Annotated in this window: 9 protein-coding genes and 1 pseudogene; 2 read left to right on the forward strand and 8 right to left on the reverse strand. The window is 68.4% G+C overall.

Going from position 1 to position 8,873, the window contains the following annotated elements; genetic code table 11:
- The 5 genes from B1964_RS15105 to typA all read right to left on the reverse strand — a co-directional run.
- Positions 1-897: FO synthase (locus B1964_RS15105; protein ID WP_079930350.1), on the reverse strand; the 897-nt coding region annotated here is incomplete at its 3' end.
- A 50-nt stretch (positions 898-947) separates the two neighbouring features.
- Positions 948-1,322, reverse strand: a complete 375-nt coding sequence (locus B1964_RS15110; RefSeq protein ID WP_006367647.1) for a hypothetical protein — start codon at positions 1,320-1,322, stop codon at positions 948-950.
- Entirely contained in the window at positions 1,319-2,227 is a 909-nt protein-coding gene (gene mshB / locus B1964_RS15115; RefSeq protein WP_006367648.1) for an N-acetyl-1-D-myo-inositol-2-amino-2-deoxy-alpha-D-glucopyranoside deacetylase, read from the reverse strand. Before mshB ends, B1964_RS15110 begins: the two co-directional genes overlap by 4 nt.
- On the reverse strand, positions 2,224-4,110 hold the full coding sequence (locus tag B1964_RS15120; protein WP_079930351.1) for an ABC transporter family substrate-binding protein: 1,887 nt from the start codon (positions 4,108-4,110) through the stop codon (positions 2,224-2,226). The genes mshB and B1964_RS15120 overlap by 4 nt, the downstream gene beginning before the upstream one ends.
- Positions 4,111-4,201: 91 nt before the next feature.
- Positions 4,202-6,127 carry a translational GTPase TypA gene (gene typA, locus B1964_RS15125; RefSeq protein ID WP_079930352.1) on the reverse strand — a complete coding sequence of 642 codons (1,926 nt, stop codon included), beginning with the start codon at positions 6,125-6,127 and terminating at the stop codon, positions 4,202-4,204.
- Between the two features lie 152 nt (positions 6,128-6,279).
- Here typA and B1964_RS30450 point away from each other — a divergent pair, with 152 nt between their 5' ends.
- On the forward strand, positions 6,280-6,456 hold the full coding sequence (locus tag B1964_RS30450) for a hypothetical protein (RefSeq protein ID WP_006367651.1): 177 nt from the start codon (positions 6,280-6,282) through the stop codon (positions 6,454-6,456).
- An 81-nt stretch (positions 6,457-6,537) separates the two neighbouring features.
- Here B1964_RS30450 and B1964_RS15130 read toward each other — a convergent pair whose 3' ends face one another.
- On the reverse strand, positions 6,538-7,140 hold the full coding sequence (locus B1964_RS15130) for a TetR/AcrR family transcriptional regulator (protein ID WP_014360619.1): 603 nt from the start codon (positions 7,138-7,140) through the stop codon (positions 6,538-6,540).
- A gap of 60 nt (positions 7,141-7,200) precedes the next feature.
- Here B1964_RS15130 and B1964_RS15135 point away from each other — a divergent pair, with 60 nt between their 5' ends.
- Positions 7,201-7,881 (forward strand): lysophospholipid acyltransferase family protein, encoded by a 681-nt coding sequence (locus B1964_RS15135; protein ID WP_079930353.1) that lies wholly within the window; start codon positions 7,201-7,203, stop codon positions 7,879-7,881.
- Between the two features lie 79 nt (positions 7,882-7,960).
- On the opposite strand, the gene B1964_RS15140 is transcribed toward B1964_RS15135, so the two are convergent.
- Together B1964_RS15140 and B1964_RS15145 are read right to left on the reverse strand one after the other, a co-directional pair.
- On the reverse strand, positions 7,961-8,371 hold the full coding sequence (locus B1964_RS15140) for an NUDIX domain-containing protein (protein ID WP_006367654.1): 411 nt from the start codon (positions 8,369-8,371) through the stop codon (positions 7,961-7,963).
- Positions 8,368-8,873, reverse strand: a pseudogene (locus B1964_RS15145) (ABC transporter); the annotation flags it as partial. The gene B1964_RS15140 and the pseudogene B1964_RS15145, both read right to left, overlap by 4 nt.

Genomic DNA, 8,873 nt, shown 5'->3' on the forward strand with positions numbered 1-8,873 from the left:
GGTCCAGGCGACCTGGATGTGGTCGAACCGACCCAGGGTGACCAGCCGCGTGACGGCGTGGATCGCCCGCGTCTCGCGGCGTGAAGCGCCCGCCACCGCGACCGACCGCAGATGAGGTGGGGTGTTGTCGGCAACCGTCGGCATCAGGATGAGCTCACTGAACCCGCCTGTACGCGACTGGATCCCGCACAGGGTCCGCAGATGGGCGAGGACGTGGCCCGGCGTTTCGACATGCCCGTACAACACCGTCGCCGTCGAAAACAGTCCCGCCTCGTGCGCTGCGGAGATGACCTCGATCCACCCGTCCCGGGTGTACTCGGTCCCGGGCGGTGCGAGGACCGCACGAACCTCGTCGTCGAGGATCTGCGCCGCGGTCCCCGGCACCGAACCGAGTCCGGCGCCGCGTGCGCGGCGCAGGAACTCCTCGACGTCGATGCCCAGCCGGGCGGCGGCGTCGCGGATCTCCGGTGGGCGGAACGCGTGCAGATGGACCGGCGCCGCGGCGGTGATCCGCTCGATCAGGCGCAGGTACCCCTCGGCCGGGGCATCGGCGGGCAGTGGCCCCTGCATGCAGATCTCGGTCGCCCCGAGCCCGTGGGCCTCGACGACCAGATCCTCCAGCGACGGGTCGATGGTCAGGCTCGCGGCCACCGCGGTGTCGAGATTGCGATTCACCACGTAGGTGAGGGCCTCGGGGTCGGTGACCGCACGGCGGGCCGCGTCGGCGTGCGCGCACAGCTCGTCGAGGAGATCGCCGTCGGCGCCGAGCAGCGCGATCCACTCGTCGTCGGAGAGGTCGGCCGGCGTTCCCACCGGGGCGGCGGACAACCGCTCCAGCGCCGCGGCGACCCGCTCGACGGGCGCCCGATGATCGGTCGCCCACGCGCGCAAAACCATGGACCCACTCTAACCGCAGGGTCCCCGGCGCCCGGGGTGGCTCGGGGCGCTCAGGCGTCCGGACGTGGCAGCCGGCCCGACCAGATGAGCGCCACCGGGATGCCGAGGCCGAACAGCACCAACATCAGCGTCGCGGGAACGGTGGTACCACCGAGGTAGAGCACCACGTCGCCACCCGGACCGGTGAACGCCGCGACCAGCAGAACCAGAACCCACGCGGCCAACGGAGCGAACCGCAGCGGTGAGTCGGTGGTGCGCGCGGCCAGCCACAGCAGTATCGCGTTCACCAGGCCGGCGACGATGGCGATGACCGGAACTGGCTGTCCCCAGAACCGCAGGTAACAGAACGCGACCGATCCCAGCCCGACCACGACACCGTCGACGATCAGCATCGCGAGGAGGAAGCGGTCGAGCACGCGGGTCACGGTCGCGCCTGTGCGGGACGGCGTTGCGGGGTGAACAGATCGTCGTTGCGGGCAGCGGGCCCTTCCGGTGCGGGGCTGCGCAAGATGAAGTGCTCGACGTCGAAGATCGGCTGAAGGATGTTGTTGGACAAGGCGTATTCGGTCCGCGACGGCGCCACCGTCACCTGCGTCGCGTGCGCGGCCAGGGCATCGACCTTGCGCTGATACACCCCGCCGACGTCGATGGCGGTGGTGATCCGATCGTCGGGGTAGCTGGGCAGTTCGGTGTCATGCGGCATCCGCCAGCCGTCGGGAACGCGGTCGGCCGCCGTGGCGAGACCGGCGCGCAGTGCGCTCGCCTCGGTGACCGACTCGTACACCAGGTACTCGGTTCCGGTCCGCCTCGACGCGATCGGTAGCGCGGCGACCGAGGCCTCGTGCACCGTCATGTGGTCGGGATGTCCGTAGGTACCCGCGGTGTCGTAGGTGACGACCACCTGCGGATCGAACTCGGCGATCTCGTCGGCCAGCGCCGCGACGACCGCGTCGAACGGGCCCTGCGCCAGTGCACGCGGATGCTCCGCCGACGGCGTCCCGGCCATCCCGGAGTCCCGCCAGCGTCCGGCGCCACCGAGGAATCGCGGGGTGAGCGGTGGCCGACCGGGCGGGGTGAGCGCCTCGAGGGCCCGGGTCAATTCGAGGATGCGGTAGCCGCCGAGCTGATCGGCACCGCCGTCGGCAACCAATTGCGCCCAGCGATCACCGATCACCTCGCCCTCTTCACCCAGGGTGAAGGTGACCACGCGCACGTCGACACCCTCGTCGAGATACCGGGCGATGGTGCCGCCGGTCATGATGGTCTCGTCGTCGGGGTGGGCGTGCAGCAGCAGCAGTCGGCGTCCTGCCGACTCGGACGGTTCGGTCATTTGATGTCCCAGGTGGCGGCGGTGCCGTAGATGGAGGTCTGGATCGGCCCGGACAGCGGCACACCGGTCACCGCCGGCGTCACCCCCACGAGCATGCTGTCCTGGTAGAGCGGCAGATAGATCGCCTGATCGGCCAGCAACGGTTCGGCCTCGGCGAGCATCGGCGTCGGGTCATCGGCCGAGAGCGCATCGCGGGCAAGGGAGATCAGCGCGGGATCGCACACCCCGGAGATGTTGCTGGCGTACACGGTGGTCGCCCCCGACGCGTCCTGGCTGGGTGCGACGCTGGTGGGCGTCGGGGGTGTCGACAGCGACGGCGCGGTCCCGGGCTTGGGCTGATCGCAGTCGACCTGCGAGGCCAGCGCCGCCGCCGGGGGCACACCGAGCCCCGTCCATCCGACGACGAGATCGACGCGTGAATCGGTCAACGCGACGCCGTAGAGGTCGCTGTTGGGCAGGGACACCACCCCGGCGCGCACACCGGCGGAACGCAGTTGATCGACGATGTTCGCCGCGGCCGACGTGGACCGGGGGTCACCGCTGATCGCCCCGACCCGGACCGTCAGGTCCTGGCCGTCCTTCTCGTACGGGATGACGCCGTCGGGCACCGGGGCGACGCTGGGCGCCGCCGCCGTCGGGGTACTGCTACTCGGTGCGGATGAGCTACTCGGGCTCGCCGAACTCGACGGGCCGGCCGAACCCGATGGGGTGGGCGTACCGGATGTCGGGGGCTCCGGAGCGGGTGGCGTGCGCTTGTATCCCGCGGCGGCGAGCAGATCGTCGATCGCCTGCGGAGCCGGGCGTGGACGGTTCACCGGGAAATACCCCGGGTCCGACGGTGCGTACACGGTGTTGGCGTACTGCTGCACCACCCATTCACCCGCACCGGCGAGCGTGGCGAGGTTGGTGTCGATCATCGACAGGATCGCGCGCCGCACCTCCACCCGATTCATCACCGGGGTACGCGCGTTGACGCTGACCGTGAGGGCCCGCGCGGTCGGGCCGCGCTGATCGGTCACCCCGGGTACCGCGGTGAGCTCGGCCGCGGTCGCCGGGCCCGCGCCGACGGTTGCCAGCGCCGAGCCACCCGAACGGATCGAATCGATCATCTGCGAGTCGGTACCGGCCCGGCGCAACACCACCTGATCGAGCTTCGACGGCGTCATCCAGTAGCGGTCGTTGCGGATCAACCGCACCTCGTCACGGGTGGGGTCGAGCGAAAAGATCTGAAAAGGACCGGCCGACACCGGTTTTCCCGAGTCCATGCCGGTCTGGAAACCGGCCGGGGTGCCACGCAGCACGTGGCTGGGCAGCAGGTTGGTGAACAGCTCGCGCCACCGCGGATAGGGCTGGGCGAAGCGGACCTCGACGACCTTGCTCCCCGCACTGGAGGTCACCGAGTCGATCAGCCGATAACCGGCCGGCGCCACCACATTCGGCTGTCGCGACATCTGCTGCCACAGGTAGTTGAAATCGTCTCCGGTGACCGGCAGACCGTCGGACCATTGCGCATTGGTGTGGATGCGGTAGGTGACCGTGAACGGCTCGGTCGAGGTGACCTCCGCCGAGGTCACCAGCGCGTCGTTGCGTTGCCACACAACACCGTCGGGCGTCTGCACCGGAAGGAACGCACTGGGCAGGGTCATCGCGGCGATGGCCGTGGTGACCGGATTCTGGTCAGCGCCCAGATGCGGATTGAAGCCCGTGCCGATCGAGTCAGTGGCGACGTAGATCGTCTTGCCGTCGGGATATTCGGTCGGCGTCTGCGGGGTCGCGGTGTCCCGCACGGGCGGCGGCGGGTTGGCGGTACACGCCGCCACCCCGAGCACCGCCGCGAGGACCGTAAGGACGAGCAGGAGTGATCGCCCGGCCGAATGCGTCACACGACGCCGCCTCGACCGCTCACATCCCACGTCCATCACGAATCCACTCACCCCCAGACCACGACCACGTTCACCCGACCGCGTACGGGACTCAGCCCGCCGCGGCATCCCGCGTCTTGGCGCGCGAACGCTCACGGGCTCGGGGGGTGGCATCGAGATGCACCTTACGCACCCGCACCACCTCGGGAGTCGCCTCGACACACTCGTCGGCGGCACAGAACTCCATCGCGCCCTCGAGCTCGAGATGCATCGGCTTGGCGAGGGTCTCCATCACATCGGCCGACGACTGCCGCATGTTGGTCAGCTTCTTCTCGCGGGTCACGTTGATGTCGAGGTCCTCGGCACGCGGGTTGATGCCCACGACATGGCCCTCGTAGGTGTCGTCGCCGGGATTGACGAAGAACGTGCCGCGGTCGGCGAGCTGGATCATCGCGAACGGCGTGACGGTACCCGCACGGTCACTGACCAGCGACCCGGTGTGCCGGGCGCGGATCTCGCCGGCCCACGCGGCGTACCCGTCGAAGACGGCATTGGCGATACCGGTACCACGGGTCTCGGTGAGGAAGTCGGTGCGGAAGCCGATCAGGCCGCGGGAGGGCACGGTGAACTCCATGCGCACCCAGCCCGAGCCGTGGTTGTTCATCTGGTCCATCCGCCCCTTGCGGGCGGCGAGCAGCTGGGTCACCGCGCCGAGGTACTCCTCGGGCACGTCGATGGTGAGGTGCTCGAACGGCTCGTGCACCTTGCCGTCGACCCGGCGGGTCACCACCTGCGGCTTGCCGACGGTCAACTCGAAGCCCTCACGACGCATCTGTTCGACCAGGATGGCCAGCGCGAGCTCACCACGACCCTGCACCTCCCAGGCGTCGGGCCGGTTGATGTCGACGACGCGCAGCGAGACGTTGCCGATGAGCTCGGTGTCGAGTCGATCCTTGACCATGCGCGCGGTCAGCTTGTGGCCCTTGACCCGGCCGGCCAGCGGCGAGGTGTTGGTGCCGATGATGACCGAGATCGCCGGCTCGTCGACCGTGATGCGCGGCAACGGGACCGGATTCTCGGCGTCGGCGAGGGTGTCGCCGATCATGATCTCCGGGATGCCCGCGATCGCGACGATGTCACCGGCCACAGCGGATTCGGCCGGACTGCGCTCGACACCGACGGTGGCCAGCAGTTCGGTGATCTTGGCGCGTTCGATGACGGGCTCGAGCGTCCCGTCCTCCTTGGTGACCGCACGGCACCAGGCGACGGTCTGCCCCTTCTTCAGGGTGCCGTTGTGGATACGCACCAGCCCGAGACGACCGAGGAACGGCGAAGCGTCGAGGTTGGTCACGTGGGCCTGTAGCGGCGCCTCGGGATCGCCCTTGGGGGCGGGCACGTGCTCGAGCAGGACGTCGAAGAACGGGTCGAGGTTCTCCCCGTCGGGCACCTCACCGTTGGCGGGCTGCTCGGTTGAGGCGATACCGGCGCGACCCGAGGCGTAGAGGACGGGCAGGTCGAGCACCTGTTCGGCCGCCGACGCGGCCTCCTCGTCGAGGTCGGAGGCCAGATCCAGCAACAGATCATGCGTTTCTTCGACGACCTCGGCGATACGGGCATCGGGACGGTCGGTCTTGTTGACCACGAGGATCACCGGCAACGACGCGCTGAGCGCCTTGCGCAGCACGAACCGCGTCTGCGGCAGCGGGCCCTCGGAGGCGTCGACCAGCAGCACGACCCCGTCGACCATCGACAGACCACGCTCGACCTCACCGCCGAAATCGGCGTGACCCGGGGTGTCGATGACGTTGATGACGACCTCGGTGCCGTCGGGCTGACGACGGTGGACCGCGGTGTTCTTGGCGAGGATGGTGATGCCCTTCTCGCGCTCCAGGTCACCGGAATCCATCACGCGGTCGACGAGCTCGGCGCGCTCGCCGAACACCCCGGACTGTCGGAGCATCGCATCGACCAACGTGGTCTTGCCGTGGTCGACGTGCGCGACGATCGCGACGTTGCGGAAGTTGGGAGCAGGGCTCACTGAGATCTCTTTCGTGTACGGGGGCGGTCACTCGGCGCACGCGGAACCGGCGCCGGCAGACTGACGACGGCTAACAGCGTATCGGGTCCGCGGGAGAGACCGCGATCACAGCGGAGTGTCAGTGGGTGAACAGCCGGTGCTAGCGTCACCGCATGGGCACGAAAAACCCGGCAAAGGTCGCCGACCTCAAGCCCAAGAAGAAGTGTTGTCGCTCCAAGACCCGCTGCGTACGCTGCCCGGTCGTCATCGCGCGAATGCGCAAACTCGACATCGACTCGATGAGCAAGAAGGACCTCGGCAAGGCCCTCAAGAAGGCACGGGCCGCCTGACCGATCCCTCGCCGACAGCGCCCGTCCCAACGCCGACAGCGCCCGTCCCAACGCCGACAGCGCTGTGACCACGCGGAGCGACTACGCGATGGCGTCGACCGCACCGATCACCAACGCCTCGACGTCGATCTCGACCACCGCTGCCATCGGTTCAAGCGCACGATTGGCCACCAGCACGGCCAGCCCGTGAATGGACATCCAGAAACGGACGGTGGCGGTCCACGAATGATGATCACCGACGAATTCCGCAACGACTGAGTGCAATTCGGCGATCATGGGTACCGATAGCGATCGCAGGTCGCCACCGGCCCCGTCGAGAATGTCGTGGCGGAACATCAGCTCGAACATCGCGCGCCGGCGTCGGGCAAAGCCGACGTACGCGTTCGCCGCGGAGACGAGTCGATCCCGCGGAGGCGTTGAGCGGTCTCGCAGTACCGGCGCGATCTCCGTACCAAGGTCGTCGAGTCCGCTACGAGCGACGGCGGCCAGGAGTTGCGCATGCGTCGGGAAGTACCGTCGTGGGGCACCGTGAGACACACCCGCGCTCCTCGCGATCGCCCGCACCCCCAGTGCCGCGAGCCCGTCACTCTCGAGCAACTCCACTCCCGCCGCCACCAGACGAGAACGTGTCGTGTCAGAGGGTTTCTCTTCTTCGGCAGCAACCATGTAGACATTGTCTACCATGGGTGCGTAGACAGTGTCTACGTCTATTCAACGGCCCTTTCATCGACGAGCACAGGGGAAATGCGCATGTGGTACCGGCTGTTCAAGTACGTCCTGATCGGGCCGGCATTGTTGGTGACCTGTCGCCCTCGGATCGTCGGCCGCGATCTCCTACCCTCGACTGGTCCGGTCATCGTCGCGGCCACTCATAGCGCTTTCATCGACTCGCTCCTTCTGTGTCTGGTCCTCCCCCGCCGGTTGACCTTCGTCGCGAAAAGCGAGTACTTCGACCGACCGGGCTTGCGCGGGCGGATGCAGCGATGGTTCTTTCTCGCGGCCGGTCAGACTCCCATCGATCGATCCGGTGGCGACCGTGCCGCCACCACATTGGCCACGGCGACCAGCCTGGTGTCGAGAGGTGGCGCGTGGGCCATCCATCCCGAAGGGACTCGTAGTTGCGACGGCCGCGTGCACCGCGGCCATACCGGCGTGATGCGGGTTGCCCGGGCAACCGGCGCGCCGGTGGTCCCTATTGCCTTGCGCGGCACCGAGCGGGTAAATCCCCCGGGTCGTCTGATGTGGCGCCCGCATCGGGTCGACATCGTCATCGGATTCCCAGTTCCCGTCGACCAGGCAATGGCAGACGACGACCTAAGGAGCGCCACCGACCGCCTGATGATCGAACTCGCGGCAATGGCGGGGCGACCCTACGAGAATTCCTACGCCGAACGCCGTCCGCAGGCACCGACGGCAACACCGTGAGCGCTATCGCCGACGTGGAGAGCGCCGTCGGTGAGGTGGAGAGCGCTGTCGGTGAGGTGGAGGGCGCTGTCGGCGCGGATCAGGCGCGGCGTAGCCGCGCCACCAGTTCCGGAACCCACACGGTGTCGGCGGGGACCAGGCGGCCCTCGTCACACAGCGTCGACAGTTCCTCCGCATCGACCCACCGCACCGCCTGATGTTCACGCGCAGTGGGTTCGCCGGCGATCACGCGCGCCCAGCGGGCGATCAACACCAGCTCGTCGGAGAGCACCACCTGATCGCGTAGCTCGAACTCGACGCCGACGGCGATACCCAGCTCCTCCGCGAGCTCACGACGCAAGGCTTCCTCGTCGGTTTCCCCCACCTCGGCCTTTCCGCCGGGCAGTTCCCAGAGACCGGCCAATTCGACCGGCCGCGCCCGTCGCGCCAGCAATATCCGCGTGCCCGAGGAGTCGAGGATGGCGCCGGCCAGCACGTGCCGACGTCTCATCGTCCGATCACCGCGACCCGGTCGGGAATCAACCGCACCAGGACCCGGTCGCCGACCGCGATCGCACCGGCGCCGATCGCGTCGATCTCACCGTGATCGGTGGCCACCCGTACGCGAGGACCTCCGGGGAGGTCGGCGACAACCATCGCCGTGCCGACTGCACCCGATGTCGTGTCGCTCTCCTCTGTGTCACGATCTTCGGCCGGCTCGGCAAGCACCGACTCGGCCCGCAGACCCAACCTCGCGCCCGTTTTCGGCAGATCGACGGCAAGTGCTCCGAAGACGGTGTCGGCCAGACCTTCTCGCTTCTTGCGGCCATCAATGATCGTGGTACACCCGAGGAATCGCGCCGTCCACTCGTCCGCCGGCGCCGACCACAGACCGGCCGGTCGCGCTGTCTGGACGATCTCGCCATCGCGCATCACCGCGACGGAGTCGGCCATCAATGCCGCCTCCGTGTGGTCATGGGTGACGACGATCGTCGGAGTGCCTGCGGCACGGA

Origin of the sequence: Gordonia sp. i37 (genome assembly GCF_002043085.1) — a bacterium.
GTDB classification, from domain to species: Bacteria; Actinomycetota; Actinomycetes; order Mycobacteriales; family Mycobacteriaceae; genus Gordonia; species Gordonia polyisoprenivorans.

Excerpts from the sequence above, each read along its gene's own strand:
- B1964_RS30450 (WP_006367651.1), top strand. The coding sequence starts at position 6,280 with ATGGGCACGAAAAACCCGGCAAAGGTCGCCGACCTCAAGCCCAAGAAG.
- mshB (WP_006367648.1), bottom strand. The coding sequence starts at position 2,227 with ATGACCGAACCGTCCGAGTCGGCAGGACGCCGACTGCTGCTGCTGCAC.
- B1964_RS15135 (WP_079930353.1), top strand. The coding sequence starts at position 7,201 with ATGCGCATGTGGTACCGGCTGTTCAAGTACGTCCTGATCGGGCCGGCA.
- B1964_RS15140 (WP_006367654.1), bottom strand. The coding sequence starts at position 8,371 with ATGAGACGTCGGCACGTGCTGGCCGGCGCCATCCTCGACTCCTCGGGC.
- B1964_RS15130 (WP_014360619.1), bottom strand. The coding sequence starts at position 7,140 with ATGGTAGACAATGTCTACATGGTTGCTGCCGAAGAAGAGAAACCCTCT.